Consider the following 16,915-nt stretch of genomic DNA (forward strand, 5'->3'; position numbering starts at 1 on the left):
CGTTCAAGTACTTTAAAACGCGTATGCGAAGGCTTGCCCTCAGTGTTATCTACACGTACTACGCGTTCACCCGATTTAAGTGTATTTTTACGCAGCCCTTCGGTAACGTTTTTAGTTTTAGAGTCCCACTGTCCTTCTACAAGTGCCCAGTAATTTTTTTCCATGGTTTTTTCACGAAGCTGTTCATGCAATGCTGTTAACACCGAGCGGCGCTTTGCAATAAGTAAACAGCCCGATGTATCACGGTCAAGCCTATGTACTAGCTCAAGATTGCGCTCTTCTGGGCGAAGCGCGCGCAGCGCTTCAATTAAACCATAACTTAAACCACTGCCACCATGAACAGCCATACCTGAAGGTTTATTTATGACGATAAGGTATTTATCTTCAAATAAAATATCGTTTTCTAGGCGAGTTACTTTGTCTAACTTTGATGGTACAAACTCTTCACGCTCAGCAATTCTGATAGGTGCAATACGCAGTACATCGTCAAGCTGTAGTTTATATACAGGCTTAATACGCTTTTTATTAACGCGTACCTCACCTTTGCGCAAAAGTTTATAAATAGCGCTTTTAGGCACCCCTTTTAAATGGGTAATAAGAAAGTTATCAATACGCTGACCTAAATGGTCTTCATTGATCGTGACATAAGTTACTTGTAAGTCGTTTTTTTCTGACATTGCCTAATCACTAATTTAAGTAAAATAATTTAGTTGCTAACACTGTAATAATAGTGGGATAATCAGCAGCGCAAATATTTAGTATTTGCAAATAACAACGGTGCTTTTTAACACATTAAAACATTCGTGATGCACATTCTGGGTAGCCGATCATACAGATCCGAGTTAAGTTTTCCAAAGCTTTTATGCCTCCTCAGTTAACACGTGCGATCAATTAACGGCAATGCGCGTAATATATTGCTGGTTAAGTTTGAACATGAAGCGATTTTTAATGTGCTAGAGAAAGCAATGAACAGATAATTTGTCTGATAGTGACGACGTAAAAAACGTCGTTCAGCACTAGCTCAATTATTGTAGTACCGTACAGCAGCTTATTTAGAATTAAAAAAATCTAATAAATAAGCGTTCATTAACATCGGCAGCGATTTTTGCTCTTAAAACGGATATTAGCGATACATCAGTCTGTATTGCTCACCAACTTAATGAGCCCTACGCGCCTAATATGAATGATATTTAGTAAGATTAATATGACAGGCCGACTTCTGGGTAAAACTTGTAAACGTAGCTGAAAAGCCGACAGTTTTAGCACCATTAAGAATTTAATAGCGGTAATAATCGCTATTGTTTGCCAGCATTTAAAATACTGCATACGAGATACAGAGCCGTTCCGTTAAAGACCCAGTCGTGAGGCTGCACATTCTAAAAATAGGGACAACTGAACAGGCGAGAAAAACATCGTCATGTCAGCGACATAAATAAGTAGAGTAACAATATGAAACGTATGCTAATCAATGCAACGCAGCAAGAAGAAATGCGCGTAGCACTGGTTGATGGCCAGCGCCTTTATGATTTAGATATCGAAAGCCCAGGTCACGAACAGAAAAAAGCCAATATTTATAAAGGCAAAATCACTCGCATTGAACCATCTCTTGAAGCAGCATTTGTTGATTACGGTGCTGACCGCCATGGTTTCCTTCCTTTAAAAGAAATTGCACGTACTTACTTCCCTGCAGGTTACACTTTTCATGGTCGCCCTAACATTCGCGACGTAATAAAAGAAGGTCAAGAAGTAATAGTACAAGTTGATAAAGAAGAACGCGGCCAAAAAGGCGCAGCGTTAACTACTTTTATCAGTGTTGCTGGTAGCTATTTAGTTCTTATGCCTAATAACCCTCGTGCTGGCGGTATTTCTCGTCGTATTGAAGGTGATGAGCGTACTGAACTTAAAGAAGCTTTAGGCCGTTTAGAACTACCTAAAGGCATGGGCTTAATTGTTCGTACAGCCGGTGTTGGTAAGTCATTTGAAGAACTTAACTACGATTTAAAAGCACTATTAGTACATTGGGATGCAATTAAACAAGCAGCCGATAGTGCTAAAGCACCGTTTTTGATTCACCAAGAAAGCAACGTGATTTTCCGCGCAATACGCGACTATTTACGTCGTGACATTGGCGAAATTTTAATTGATAAACCACGTGTTTTTGAAGAAGCTAAAGCGCACATTGAGCGTTTTCGTCCTGACTTTATGAGCCGTGTTAAGCTTTATCAAGGTGACACGCCTTTATTTACACATTATCAAATTGAAAGCCAAATTGAGTCTGCATTCCAGCGTGAAGTACGTCTTCCTTCTGGTGGTTCAATCGTAATTGACCCTACTGAAGCACTGACATCTATAGATATCAACTCGTCTAAGGCAACTAAAGGCGGCGATATTGAAGAGACAGCACTTAATACAAACTTAGAAGCGGCCGATGAAATTGCACGTCAATTACGTCTTCGTGACCTAGGTGGTTTAATTGTAATCGACTTTATTGATATGACTCCTCCACGCCATCAACGTGAAGTAGAGAATCGTTTAAAAGATGCAGCGCGCCCAGACCGTGCTCGCGTTCAAATTGGTAAAATCTCACGCTTTGGTTTACTTGAAATGTCGCGCCAGCGTTTGCGTCCTTCATTAGGTGAAGCAAGCCAAGGCCCATGTCCACGTTGTAGTGGCCAAGGTACTATTCGTTCAAACGAATCAATAGCACTTTCAATTCTTCGCTTAATTGAAGAAGAAGCAATTAAAGACAATACAGCACAAGTAAATGCACAAGTGCCTGTTGCTGTTGCCGCTTATTTATTAAATGAGCAACGTCGTAGTGTTCATCGCATTGAAAAACATCATAAATGTGACGTAGTGATCATTCCAAATCAACATATGGAAACACCACATTATGAAGTTATGCGCTTACGTAAAGACGAAACACTTGAAACTGTAAGTTACGGACAAGTTGTTGCACCGGAGCCTGAAGTATTCGAGATGTCAAAATCTCCAAGTACGCCAGTCCGTGAAGAGCCGATGCTAAAAGGCGTGGTAATGCCTTCTACTCCTGCTCCACAAGCAGCGCCAGCTAAAGCCGTAGAGCCTGCTGCGGTAGCACAAACTAAAACTGAAGGTGGCTTACTAGCTGCTATTGGTAATTGGTTTAAGTCGTTATTTGCAAGTGAATCTGAAGAAGAGAAAAAAGAAGCTGTAGAAAAAGAGCAGCAAGAAACGCGCAATAATGCGCGTCGTGGTAACGATAATCGTCGTCGTAATAACAATCAACGTCGTCGCAATAATAACCCACGCACTAACAAGCCGCGCAATGAGCGTCCAGCCGCTGAAGAGGAAGCTAAAACTGACTCAGCAGCAAGCACCGAGACTCAAGAGAGAAGCGAGAACCGCAACAAGCGCCGTCGTAATCCTAACTCTCGTAAGCGCCCAGAGCATAAAAACCAAGAAAAAGATCAAGTTAAAACTGAAGCCCCTGCAAAGGCGGAAGTAGAAACTGATTCTAAGCCAGCACAAGCTGCAGAGCCTAAAGAGCAGAAGCCTAAAGTTCGCCGTCAACGTCGTAACATACGTAAAAAAGTACGTCTGCAAGATGAAAAAGCTGAGCAAGCTAACTCAACAGAGCAAGCACCTGAGCAAACGGCTGTAACTGAAACTCCACAAGTTCAAGAGCAAGCTCCTGCTGTAGAAAAGCAAAAGCAAACTCCGGCAGAAAAAACAGCTCACATTAAAGAAGAGAAAGTTGATGTTGTTGATTCTAACGATGAAACAGCAACTACTGAAGACGAACAAGAGCAAACACGTACACGTTCACGTCGTTCTCCTCGTCATCTTCGTGCATCTGGTCAACGTCGTCGTCGCCCTGAAGGTGAAGCAGAAGTTAAATCTGATGAAGCCCCTGCATTTATTCCAGTTGCTGATCAAGCTGCTGCAGAATACGAAGCAGAACTTAAAGCGAAATCAGAAGAAACACCGGTAGATGCGTCGCAACAAGTTGAACAAGCCGTTGCTGTTGAAGACTTAGCAAAAGTTGAAGCTGTAGAAGAGCCAGTAAAAGCTAAAGAACCGGCTAAAGCTGAAACGCCAGTAGCCACTGAAGAGCCAGTTAAAGTTGAAACACCAGTAGCAACTGAAGAGCCTGCTAAAGTTGAAGCAAAAGTGAAAACTGAAAAATCAGCACCGCATGTTAAAACAGCGGTTACTCAAGGGTCAGCAAGTGCGCCAATGGCACAACCTACTCCTGTAGCTGATAGCGAAGTGAAACATACGTCTTTAGCAATGGCTCACGATAAACGTGAACTAGTTCCAGACAGTGGTTTACGTGCAGGTTCAATCAAACCTGCTGGTCGTGCAAGCTCTGCAATGACTAAAACAATGAGTGTTGATTAATAACTAACATTCATTTAAAAGCCCCGCTATTTAATAAATAGCGGGGCTTTTTTGTTTATATGATTTGAATAATCAGAAAAATGACTTCACGCCCGTAAAAAGTAATTTTTTCACAAAGAGGTTAAGAGACGCTGCGCTTTTAGAGGTAGTAATAAGGCTAAGCCTAGCTAACTTAAATAAGCCCCGCTAGCAAACCATCGCTTGTGTTTCTCATTTACTCCTCTTTCACTTCTCTATGTGAAATAGATCTTTTAGTGGTTTTGTTAGCAAAGAAATTAAATAAACAGAAGCGTTGCTTCTCGCGTAAGCAAGCTTCACGACTACAGCCGAAATTTAACACCGTGAATAAAATTAACCTGTAGACGCACAACTTGTTGGCGTGACGGGCTCAAAGCCCACAATAAGCGATTTATTCACAAAGAGGTTAAGAGACGCTGCTCTTTTAGAGGTAGTAATAAGGCTAAGCCTGTCAATAAAGCATGACTTGTGTTTTCTCATTTACTTCTCTTTGTGAAATAAACCTTTAAGGTTTTTTTTCCGATGCAACGAATTTATATACCGATACAAAAAAGCGCGATATAAATACCGCGCTCTTAAATCAGCTTTTTACTTGTGAAATTTACTCGCTTTCACTTTCCATAAAACGTTGTAACTGATCTTTTAAGTTTGGCGGAATACCTTTAATTACAAGCGTGTCAGTTGCCTCGTTGTAAGTTACGCGCTCACCTAAGTGTTTACGTTCAAAGCTTACACTCACACCACCACCAAGACCTGAGAACTTAACCATGCTGGTTACGGTTTTCTTATCAACAGGGAAAGTTTCTTCTAAGTCATAGCTTTGTTCTTTACAAAAACTATCAAACGGGCTGTCATCGCCTTTTGTAAGCGTTGCAGATAGCTCGCTTACGCTGGCATCTTCACCAGTTGTCACACAGTCATTACAGTAGTCAAAAACTTGTTTACGTAAATCGTCTTTTTCTGATTTATCAAATTGTTGCTCAGATAAATAATCCTCTACTGCGCTAAGCATTACTTGGCTTTGCTGTTTTGAATCAATACCCTCTTCACAACCTAAAAAGTCTAAGAAAAAGTCAGCAACTTTACGTCCAGCTCGCCCTTTGATAAATGAAATATAACGGTTGTCGTCAGCTTGTGTATCCCACGCTGTTAAATCGATACGAGCAGCAAGTTGCATGCGTGATATGTCTAAATGACGAGAAGCGGCTAAATCAAGCTCTGAGGTCATAGAATAATGCTCTTTGATGTTAATCATCGCAATTAGCATGTAATCAGTTGCAACGTACTGGTAATGACAAAATACTAAATAGCCTGTTTCACTAAATGCATATTTATCAAGTTCTTCTTTTAAAACCGTTGAGGCTTGCTCGGTCATATGCCAAAAGCCTAACTCATCGTTACGGTAACTTTGCATTGCAGATGCTACAACACTGTTTTTGTCACCACTGAAAGCACAATAACCTTTACCAGGTTTACCATTGTATGCATGATGTAATTGTTCGATAAAAACGGCTACTTTATCGTTAATTACCATCTCATCATTTCGAAGGTGAATTTGCGTATCGTCGTCTTTTTTGTCTACATAGTGAACGACTAATTTTTTAACGTCTGTTGTCATCTTTGTTTTTCACGCCTCTAGTGTTAAAATACGAGAATATAACTATTTTATTGAACCAACTAATGCCAATCTTATCAAAATACTCTAATGAAGAAGTAGAACAAATCGTCGATCAGCTTATTGATGTGCTAACTAAACACAATGCGCCGGTTGATTTAAGTCTTATGTGTTTAGGAAATTCTATCACGCATATCTTAAAAGAGCATGTACCAACAGGGAAAAGACAAGCTGTAACCGAGAACTTTGCAAAAGCGCTTGCGCAGTCGGTTAAATAAAATTTATGAATTTATCGCAGCACAATCAATTTTCATCAAAAGCGAGTCAGCTGCTAAGTTGGGGGCATTGGTTTACCTTTGCCAATATCGGCTTAGCCCTACTTATTAGCTTAAGCTATTTATTTGCAGACTCGCCACCTACAAGCTTTTTAGGCATTACCTATATGCTAGTTACTTGGCTAAGCCACACTAGTTTTATAGCCTTTTTAGCGTTTGTGCTGACGGTATTTCCGCTTAGTTTAATATTCCCCTACCCACGACACATTCGTGGCATGGCCGCTGTTATAGCCACTGTAGGCGCATCATTGCTTACTCTTGATGCTTATGTGTATGTTAATTTAGGTTATCACCTAAGTATATCTGCCTTACCTGAGATCATTTCATTGTTGTGGCATCGTTTAACAAGCTCTCCTGCTTTAACAACCATTTTAGCCAGTGGTATTGTTGTTGTTATTTTAGGCTTTCAGCTACTTGTTAGTAATTACACATGGCACCACCTTGAGCGTTTAAAGCAATATAAATTTGCACGTTACGCAATTTCTTTTTTAATCGTGTGTTTTTCGCTTAGCCACAGTATTCATATTTGGGCTGACGCCAATTTAAACTTTGATGTAACAAAACAAGATAATGTTTTGCCACTTTCATACCCTACTACCGCTAAAAGCTTGTTAGCTAAAAATGATCTGCTAGATATAGAAAGCTACGAGCAAGCACACAACGTAAAAATTAATAACCAAAATATTAGTTATCAAATGCCAAGCCCGCTTGAAAAATGCGAGGACTACACACAAGCCAATGTAGATATATTTGTATTTGAAACTCAACAACAACTCGAAAAGTTTGTTGCCGAGAATAAAAACATGCACAAAACAGAGCAGTTTTTACAGCCAACAAATCATGACGATACGTTATTTAGCTTAGTGTATGGTTTACCCGCTTTTTATAAAGCAGCAATTTTAACCGAGCAGACACTCCCAGTTTGGCAAAGTCAGCGCCGTAGCATTGAAGTAACTGGCATTGAAGAACTAAGCTTTATTAATGATCAAGCACATAGCTCTAGTGCTATTCGAGTAATTAAAGCGAGTGATACCCCTACTGTTCGAGATGATGAAACACAAGTTTTTGCTTTTAGTCTTGCCAATAACAAGCAAGAAGTAGTAACCACCTCAACTTTATACAGCTCTGACAAACGTATTTCTAAGGTAGATGGGCTAATTCAACCTAGCGATTTAATTGCAACAAGCGTTGGGCAATATTTAAATTGCAAAGCTATTGCCAAGCAAACAATGCTAGGCGTTAATCTATACAAGAAAAAAGACGATATGGGCGTGAACTACTCTCAGGGTGTTGTTATAGCCTATAAAAAAGATAGGATTACCTTAATAGATTCAGATGGTAACTTTAAAAACATTTCCGCCGCTGAAGGTTTTTCTATTGAACAAGGTTTAGATATACCATTTTTAGTACAGAGTATTAAAAAGCTCAAAACCTTTACCCAATAACAGTTATCCTAACCTAGCTTGATATACCACCAAGCTAGGTTATAGTTTTATATTGTTGTTAGATATAAAAAACCAAGGATGACATGTATGTTTAAAACTTCTCGTTATATTCTCCATTCTAGCTTTTTACTTATCAGTTTTTTTAGCTTTAGCGATACCACTTACTACAAATGTGTAACAGAAAAAGGCACTGTCTTTTCTCAACTCCCCTGTGACGACGAAGCAACGACTTATAAAGTTAACACAACGGGTAATCAGTATTCTGGTCCTAAGGTTGACTACACTAAACAACTAAACGAACTTGAGCGTGAAAGGCTTCTATCTGGCTTACAGGCAGAGCTTCGCAGTAATAACCATAAACTAACAATACTTGATCGTAATAAAGAGCGTGCTGAATACAAACAACAAGAGCGGTTAAATCATATCTTAGCCATTGATGATAAAAAGCGTATTACTAAAGACATTACTAAAAAACTAAAAATAATTAATAAAACATATAAGAAAAACGTATCGGCTGTGACTAAACAAATTAAAATTCTCGAAAAAAAGATAGCTCAATTCCAATAAGTTACTCTTAGTTAGTAAGTAACATTTATCTTGGTTTTAAACTTAAAATAACATACCCTTAACACAATAGAGTATAAACTCTAGGGACTTTTAAGGAGTGCAAATGCAACCTCGCCATATTGCTGAATTAATTTTAACGGGTTTTAAAAGGCACTATCAGTTATTTCAAAAAACAACAGCCAAAGCCCCTCTTGCCTTCGCAAAAAAAGATTGGCAGGCAATTAATGATATCAGCCGTTTGCGTATCAGCTATTATGATGATCGTGTTAACGAAACCACGCAAGCGTTAAAAAAAGAAACCCCAACCGAACAACTCGATGAAAGCCTATGGCTTGAAGTTAAAAAGATATATCAGCATTTTTTATGTTTTCATCCCCAAGCAGAGCTCGCCGAAACTTTTTATAACTCTGTATTTTGCCGGCTGTACCATAGGCGCTATTTTCATAATGACTTTATATTTGTAGAAGCAACCTTAAAAGATGCTCCTTCAGTGCCTGTAGAAGCAGAATATAGAACATACTTTCCTGTAGTTGATGGCCTCAAACCAACAATAAAACGCATTATTAGTCATTTTGATTTTAAGGCCCCATTTGTAAATTTAGAGCGTGATATTCGCCTCCTTGTTAAAGCTTTTTATAAACAAGCCCCCGATACACATCACCAACCTTGGCAAATGCGCTTTGATATTTTACACACGCCTTTTTATCGAAATAAAGCAGCCTATATTGTTGGTCGTGTTGTTTCAAAAAGTGGGGTTCAGCCTTTTATAATCGCCGTATTACACGATAAAGATAACGGATTATATTTAGATGCACTTTTAACTAAGTCATCTCAAATGCGTGTTATTTTTGGCTTTGCCCGCGCTTATTTTATGGTAGAGACACACGCACCTTCAGCACTTGTTCGATTTTTAAATCAACTTATGCCAAACAAAACACTTGCTGAGCTCTATAACGCAGTGGGTTTTCATAAACAGGGGAAAACTGAGTTTTACCGAGAGTTTTTAAATCACTTATCTCACTCTAGTGATGAGTTTACAATTGCACCGGGGACTCCCGGTATGGTGATGATGGTATTTACCCTCCCCTCATTTGGCTATGTTTTTAAAGTAATAAAAGACAAATTTGGTGAGAGTAAACCCTTTGGCCGTGATACCGTATTAAAGCGCTATCAACTAGTAAAAAACCATGATCGCGTTGGCAGAATGGCCGATACCATAGAATATTCTAACGTCGTATTTCCTTTAGCGCGTTTTGATAGTAATTTACTTGCGCAATTACATAAAACAATTGGCTCATCAATGGTAATTGAGGGCGATTGGTTGATCATCAAGCATTTGTATATTGAACGGCGCATGACACCTCTTAACTTGTTTTTAGAAAATGCTGATGAAGAAAGTGTCGCCGACGCGATTGAAGAATATGGGCAAGCCCTAAAAGAAATGATTGCTGTTAATATATTTCCTGGTGATATGCTATTAAAAAACTTTGGTGTAAGTAAGCACAAACGTATTATTTTTTACGATTACGATGAAGTTCAATACCTAACCGATATGAACTTTAGAGCATTACCAAAAGCAAAGAGCTATGACGACTATTTAATGGATGAACAAAGTTACTCTGTTGCACCACAGGACGTATTTCCTGAGCAACTTTGTACATTTGTAATGCCAAACCCTATGTATAAAAAGTTTTTACTCAGCACTCACCCAGAGCTTATAGATGTTAGCTTTTGGAAGCAGGCACAACAAAATATAAAAAATGGTCAGGTAAGTCATATTTACCCATACCCGACAGCACAGCGCTTTATTCACCACTGGTAAGCGCTAAAGGACACACACAATGAATATAAGCAAAATAGATTTAAATTTACTCGTTTACCTCGATACATTGCTGCGAGAATGCAACGTAACACGCGCTGCTAATCAATTGAGTATAACGCAACCTGCAATGAGTAATGGCCTTAAACGTCTTCGTAACTTATTTAACGACCCTATTTTAGTTCGTACCAGCGATGGTATGGTACCTACCGAGCGTGCTTTGGAGTTACAACCCGTTATTCGTGGCATTTTAATGACCCTTGAAGAAACTCTAGCACCTAATCGAGAATTTGAGGCAAGCCAAAGTAAGCGTGTGTTTAGAATAATGGCCAGTGATTACGCTGCAAGTACATTAGCACCAAAGCTTTTAAGTAAATTGCACGAAGAAGCCCCCGATACTACTTTAGATATACTCACACCAAGTGATGTCACCTTTCATGATGTAGAAAACGGTAAAGTAGATATGGCAATCAACCGTTTTGAAAACTTACCTCAATCTTTTCATCATAAACGTATTTGGAAAGATAGTTTTTGCTGCTTAGTAAAAGCCGATAATCCTATAATTGAAAACTTTAGCCTCGACAGCTATTTAAAAGCGCGCCATATATGGGTGAGTAAAACAGGTTTTGGTGTAGGTGTAGGCATGGACCCTAAAGATGTTCAAAAACTTGGCTGGGTTGACGAAGCACTTGCTCACTTTGGTAAGCATCGTAATATTGCCACTTTTACGCGTAACTACCATGTAGCAATTCATTTAGCTAAAGAGAAAAATTTGATTGCGACCCTTCCTTCAAAAGCCGCAAATATATATTTAGATGATCCGGGGCTTAAAATTTTAGAGCCACCATTTCCAATTCCCCCTTTTGAGCTTGATATGATTTGGAGTCCACTGTTACATCGCGATGCGAGTCACATTTGGTTACGTCAAAAAGTAGCTGAAGTAGCTGAAGAGCTAAAATAACTTTATTACACAATATAATGTAAAAATTGCTAGGTTAATTTTTTGCCTGTTAACTTAGCACCCTACTGAGATGAAATTAAACCAATAAAATCAAATAACTACATAAGCATTGAAACGTGGAACATACATTGCTTTTATTAAATTGAACTATACATTCATTTAATTAAAGAGGTCATTATGAACACCCATCAAGGATCAGAAGTAAATCATATTACTGACATCATTCAAGTTATGAACAGCGGCATCGATTTTTATCAAAAAGCACAGGAAAAAATTGAAGACCCTGCTATTGGTGCACTTTTTCAGCGTATGATAGATGCCCGAAAAGTGAGTGTTGAGCGCTTGCAGCCATATGCAATTAATGAAAAAGGCGAACGCGAAGATGGCTCATCTTTCGCAGTTGAAGCACGACGTGCGTACACAGCCCTATTGACTACTTTCACCTCACACAACGACAGCACGTATGTAAAAGAGCTTGAAGAGGTAGAAGATAAAACCCTTGAAGAAATTAAAGCAGCAATGGATAAACCGCAACCAGCTGACTGCGAAGCTGCACTGGCTAAAACATTATTAACAATGCAAAGCTGCCATGCAGAAATGAGCCGTATGCAAAAAAATTAAGTCAATTATAATATGGCTTAGTTATTTCAACTAAGCCATATTTAAATTAATTTTCTAAGGTCATAGCTAAAGCTGCATATTGCCTGAACCAAGTGATGTTGCTCACTGCATGCCTCATAATATTATTTGAACGATTTATGATTGAAGGTTCAAACTTAGATAATTCACGCCAATCATATGAGAATGCAATTTGTTCACCTTTACTGCTAATACCTTCTCCGGTTACAAATTGTGGAATAGGACCTGGACCAATGGCAATGCGTTCAACCGCTGTTTTAGCTAAGCAATTCATAATATCTAAGTTGTTAAAATACCCCTCTTCATCAGCTACAACAAATAAGCCAACATCAATATGTCCATGATTAATATCTTCATATTTCTCGTATGATGGACCTCGACGATCCCAATTATAATTCCATGTACACGTGCCATCATCTTGGTACTCTAAATTTTCAGTAAAAAAATCTATAATACCCATTATTTTTGATTTATAAAAATCAGGTCTATCACTCCATTTATCTAAATACAGCATCGCTGTTGCCATTGTCAGGTTATGATTATGGGCTAAAGGATTACTATATAAACCAGAATCACCATAGTTATCGTTATAAAGGTTCACGTAGTAAAAACTTCCTTTAATCGAAGAGTTTTTACTAACGCTATACGAGCTGTCATGGCTGTCTACTATCTTTTGGGCGGCTAATATAGAAATGTCCGCAAAGTTATAATAATCAGATAATTTTTGAGTTTTTATTATATCAACTATACGCATAACACCGTTTAAAATCATACCATCCGTCAAAACAGTTATACTCGAATCAGAGAGTGATCTTTCCCAGCCGGGGGCAATTTCATCTCTTTCATTTAAGAATAATTTAGGTGCCCGCTTATAGCTATTTGTTGCTGAAAATCCATTTGTACTTCTCACCAAATCCGTATCACTAAGCATTTTGTTAGCTAACTCAATAGCCATATCTAAATACTTGAGCTTATTGGTTACATTATAGAAATGCAGATAAGTACGTAACCAATAATACCCATTCCAAGCATATTCATTGCCTGTATTAGACTCATTATTAATCATTGGATTGCCCGGATACTTTGCAAATATCAGTTCAGCTAAACTTGAAACATTATCTACATCAGAAACTTTAGGGTTAGGAACGTCTAAACCGCTTATTAAATCAGCAGATGTAATGTTATGTAATTCAAAGAATGAGTCCTGGTTTGCGGAGATAAGTTGCGGCTCCCCTCTGTCACTTATGCCAAAATTACGGCTATTTTCAATGTTATTCAGGTCTATTAAGCCTAGTCCCTGAAGAGCTCCCTCAGAAAATTTATTTGACCTCCTAAATAACCAATTAAATGATACATCAGTAGGAACAATAAAGTCTTTTTTAACTGAAACACTTTTTAATCCGTCTGAAGCTATTAGCTCTCCATTTTTTACTGTAACTTCTAAAAAACGTGTTTGATAAAAGTTTAACTTATTCCAGACGCCGGGGTATTTGTCTCCAAATTTCATTTGTATACTTGACTGATTAAATAGTAAAAATTCTTTTGTATTTGAGTTAGAAAGTAAATAGGTTTTCTTGGAAGGGTCATTGGGTGTTTCCCCAAGCCACACTACAATTTTGAATGGACCGGTGGGCTGCCAAACATCAAAGCTAGCAAAGCTATTGACGCCGTTAAACTTTATAGCGGTATCAGCAAAAACAGTTTTAATACTAAACGAAAATATTAGTAAAAGGGTAAGTATTAATTTGATCTTCATCATACTCATACGATCTCCAAGTGAGATGGCATGACGCTTTACTGCACACAATATATATGTATGAGGCGGTCCCGCTATCATAGGCTGAGCCCTTAGACCGGAGACTTTGCGTCTTCACCTTTCAGTGAATTTGCCGAAATTAATGTTAATAAACTTATCCGACATGTTTAAAAAACAATCAGAACAAGTGAAATTCTAACCCTTTAGTACTTAATGTCAACTAAAGAAAACCATAAATCATTAGTAAAAAGCAATTCACTTCTATATTAGTAAGTTACAAAACCAAAAAAAGGGCCTTACGGCCCTTTGAGTTAAATAACAAAAGGGAGGTTATTAATTAAAAACGGTATTCTGCACCTACGTAGTAGTAAGCACCGTTAAATCCAAATGGAGCCGAACGACGTGAGTAGTCAAACACACCTGAGCTACTTATTACTGTGTTGCCACTAGCATCCACAATAGTACCTGAGCGAGAGTTACCTATTTCATTTTTATCTGGGTAAACATCGAACAAGTTATTTGCACCAATATTTACTGATAAATCTTCAGTAACGAAGTAATTAACTTTAACGTCAGTTAAAATTTCTGCGCCATACGTTTGACGACCGCCATCTTCTACTGTGTATTCACCAAAACGATTAAGTGACAGGTTAACAGTCCAATCATCACGTTGATAAAGCGCACTTAAGTTAATACGGTCCTCTGGTTGCCACTCTTCTATAATAGAGATGTCTTCAGCTGAGAATATATCTTCTACTTTTACTGTCTCAAGGCTTGAGCCAGCAGGAGAGAACAACGATACAACATCTGTTTTGGTAAAGTTAGCTGCAAGTGTAAAATCAAGCGTGCCGCCTAAACCTTCAGTGTTCCACGTTGCTACAAAATCAACACCACGAGTTTCTGTATCAGCACCATTTAAGAAAAACTGCCCTACACCAGCACCAGCACTGTTTAGTGCTGCATCAAGGCTTGTAGATAACCCTTTACCTAAGCGATCACTAATTACAATACGGTCGTCAATATCAATCGAGTAGTAATCAACGGTTACATTAATATTATCGGTAACGTTATACACAATACCTAAACTACGGTTTTGTGATTTTTCTTCTTTAAGTTTTGGAATACCTAAACTTTGCGCAAGTGTTGAATCATTTCTAAATGTACCAACTTCTTCTGCAACTAAATTACCATTAGTATCAACAACAAATTGTGTGCTTACGTTATTAAAGTAAAGCTGCTGCATTGAAGGCGCTCTAAATCCTGAGCTTAATGCACCACGTAATGAAATATCGTCGGTTATAGACCAGTTACCTGCAAGTTTAAAGTTTACTGTATCGCCAAAACCTTTGTAGTTATCGTAGCGAAGTGCACCAGATAAAATCACATCTTCAATTACATAAGCTTCTGCATCTACGTAAAATGAAATTACATCACGTGACTCATCCACTGAAGACGCAGGTGATGAACCACCAAAACCTTGTGAACCACCCGATGCATCTTCAGAGCCAACACCGCCACTTAAACCGCTGTAAATACTTACACCATTTAATGTGTCGTAATCGCGGTACGCATATTCATTACCTTCTAAAATACGGTATTCATCAGTACGTATTTCAGCACCCATCGCTAACGAATAATCATCAAAGTTTTGCGTAAAATCAATATTGATTGTTTGCAGTGATAATTCCATGCCGTAAGCGTACGCTTCACGTGGAATAGTTGTACGAATATCAGCTGCACTTAAACCTTGGTCATAACGTAAAAAGTTAGCGTATGAGGCATTGATAGTGTCACTTGTAGTGTAATCAATGCTGTTCTCACCATAGGTGTAAGATAAATCAAGGCTTGCATCGTTATCAAATTCAGTTTTATAACCAAAGTTGTACGAGATATCATCGATAGTTGTGTTGATTTTTGGTAAGAAACCTAGCGGAATCGTCGCATCGTTATCTTGTAGTACTGGGTTACCGCCTGCATTTGCATTATGACGGAAAAATGCAGCCGATTCATTTTCGCGTGTTGAGTAAGTAATAAAGCCGTAAAGCTCGCCATCACCTAACTCGTAACCGGTATTAATTGTTAAACCAAACTGCTGAGAATCAGCATCACCAATTCTAAAGGTATCACGATCGGCTGTCAGCTCACGCGGATCGCCAGCAAGTAAAGTGCCGTCACTTAGTTCTGTACAACCATAAAACTGACAAGAGCCATGTAAACCGGCACGGTTAGTCGGTGCACGGTCACGGTAATTGATAGTTGTATTTAAATAACCGTCATCACCTAGCGCAAAGCCTTTATTAAAATCAAGGTTAATGGTTTCGCCATCGCCTTCAGAATATTGACCGTAGTTAATAGCCGCTTTACCACCTTCGCTACCATCTTTGAGCACAATATTAATAACACCTGCAATTGCATCAGAACCATACTGAGCAGCAGCGCCATCACGTAATACTTCAATGCGTTTAATTGCAGAAGCTGGAATTGCATTCATGTCAGTACCTGCGGTACCACGCCCAACAGAGCCATTAATATGAATGATACTTGCTTGGTGACGACGTTTGCCGTTAATTAACACCAATGTTTGATCGGGGCCCAAACCGCGAAGTGTCGCAGGTCTTAAAGCATCAGTACCGTCACTAATTGCAGAGCTTGAAAAGTTAAATGAAGGGGCGATAGACTGTAGCATACGACCAACTTCTGTTTGGCCTGTATTTTCAAGCGCTTCTGCACTTAGGATATCTACTGGAACGGGTAAATCTTCAACTGAACGTCCTGCTACACGGCTACCTACAATAGCAATTTTTTCAATTTTTTCTTGAGCGACTTCTTCTGCTGCGTTTACACCTTGCGAATTTACTGCAAGTAAAGCTGGTAATACTGCTGCACTGACCGCTGAAAGCTTCATCATGTTGTTATCATTCCTGTTGATTTGTTTGAGTTTTATACTCAGTAAACCATTTTGATCAACAACCGCATCGAGCTCAGTCCCACCTAATAATGCCTCTAGAGCATCTAGCTGAGTGTAAAATCCATAAACTGAATTTGCGTCATACTGCTTTGCCAACTCATAAGAAAACACCACGGTTTGCTCTGTTTGTTTAGCATATTCAATTAAGGCTTTGTCTGCTCGCTGCGCTTTTATATCAAATTGCACCATTTGCCCAGTGGTTTGTGTTGCTGCTTGTACACTTAAACTAAAAATAGCCGGTGCAAGCACACTAAATCCACTCAATAAATGCGTTTGGTTACTGCGCAACTTATATAAACAGCTGACAAACAAAAATCCTCTATGGGTTTGTTTCTTTTTTTTAATGTTTTTTTTACGTTCAATCTTTATTGATGTAACTTTACCTAACATTAGTTTGATTTGCATAACG

11 protein-coding genes and 1 riboswitch are annotated in these 16,915 nt (G+C 38.6%); of the genes, 7 read left to right on the top strand and 4 right to left on the bottom strand.

Translation table 11 applies throughout. The features are described from left to right. A partial coding sequence (locus tag H5087_RS08460; protein WP_182671742.1) for a pseudouridine synthase occupies nucleotides 1-677 on the bottom strand: 677 nt, incomplete at its 3' end. A gap of 772 nt (nucleotides 678-1,449) precedes the next feature. On the opposite strand from H5087_RS08460, the gene rne reads away from it, so the two are divergent. After that, nucleotides 1,450-4,383, top strand: a complete 2,934-nt coding sequence (gene rne / locus H5087_RS08465; protein WP_182671743.1) for a ribonuclease E — start codon at nucleotides 1,450-1,452, stop codon at nucleotides 4,381-4,383. A gap of 619 nt (nucleotides 4,384-5,002) precedes the next feature. On the opposite strand, the gene yejK is transcribed toward rne, so the two are convergent. Beyond that, nucleotides 5,003-6,019: a nucleoid-associated protein YejK gene (yejK, locus tag H5087_RS08470; RefSeq protein WP_002961473.1), complete on the bottom strand. Its 1,017-nt coding sequence runs from the start codon at nucleotides 6,017-6,019 to the stop codon at nucleotides 5,003-5,005. Nucleotides 6,020-6,081: 62 nt separating this feature from the next. Between yejK and H5087_RS08475 the strand changes: the two genes are divergently transcribed. The 6 genes from H5087_RS08475 (at nucleotide 6,082) to H5087_RS08500 (ending at nucleotide 11,764) form a co-directional block, all read left to right on the top strand. Beyond that, on the top strand, nucleotides 6,082-6,294 hold the full coding sequence (locus H5087_RS08475) for a DUF1414 domain-containing protein (protein ID WP_002961475.1): 213 nt from the start codon (nucleotides 6,082-6,084) through the stop codon (nucleotides 6,292-6,294). 5 nt (nucleotides 6,295-6,299) lie between these two features. Beyond that, nucleotides 6,300-7,796, top strand: coding sequence for a DUF3413 domain-containing protein (locus H5087_RS08480; protein ID WP_024596962.1), 1,497 nt, complete (start codon nucleotides 6,300-6,302; stop codon nucleotides 7,794-7,796). Nucleotides 7,797-7,883: 87 nt separating this feature from the next. Next, on the top strand, nucleotides 7,884-8,363 hold the full coding sequence (locus tag H5087_RS08485; RefSeq protein WP_024596961.1) for a DUF4124 domain-containing protein: 480 nt from the start codon (nucleotides 7,884-7,886) through the stop codon (nucleotides 8,361-8,363). A gap of 103 nt (nucleotides 8,364-8,466) precedes the next feature. After that, entirely contained in the window at nucleotides 8,467-10,185 is a 1,719-nt protein-coding gene (gene aceK, locus H5087_RS08490; RefSeq protein WP_182671744.1) for a bifunctional isocitrate dehydrogenase kinase/phosphatase, read from the top strand. Between the two features lie 19 nt (nucleotides 10,186-10,204). Then, entirely contained in the window at nucleotides 10,205-11,143 is a 939-nt protein-coding gene (locus H5087_RS08495) for a LysR family transcriptional regulator (protein WP_002961484.1), read from the top strand. A gap of 177 nt (nucleotides 11,144-11,320) precedes the next feature. Next, nucleotides 11,321-11,764, top strand: coding sequence for a PA2169 family four-helix-bundle protein (locus H5087_RS08500; protein WP_182671745.1), 444 nt, complete (start codon nucleotides 11,321-11,323; stop codon nucleotides 11,762-11,764). Between the two features lie 46 nt (nucleotides 11,765-11,810). On the opposite strand, the gene H5087_RS08505 is transcribed toward H5087_RS08500, so the two are convergent. Both H5087_RS08505 and H5087_RS08510 read right to left on the bottom strand, forming a co-directional pair. Next, on the bottom strand, nucleotides 11,811-13,547 hold the full coding sequence (locus H5087_RS08505; protein WP_182671746.1) for a hypothetical protein: 1,737 nt from the start codon (nucleotides 13,545-13,547) through the stop codon (nucleotides 11,811-11,813). 52 nt (nucleotides 13,548-13,599) lie between these two features. After that, a riboswitch (cyclic di-GMP riboswitch) is annotated at nucleotides 13,600-13,683 on the bottom strand. 192 nt (nucleotides 13,684-13,875) lie between these two features. Then, a complete protein-coding gene (locus H5087_RS08510) occupies nucleotides 13,876-16,911 on the bottom strand; it encodes a TonB-dependent siderophore receptor (RefSeq protein WP_182671747.1) in 3,036 nt (1,011 codons plus the stop codon). Nucleotides 16,912-16,915: the final 4 nt, after the last annotated feature.

The organism is Pseudoalteromonas sp. SR43-7, assembly GCF_014163785.1.
Lineage (GTDB): Bacteria > Pseudomonadota > Gammaproteobacteria > Enterobacterales > Alteromonadaceae > Pseudoalteromonas > Pseudoalteromonas distincta.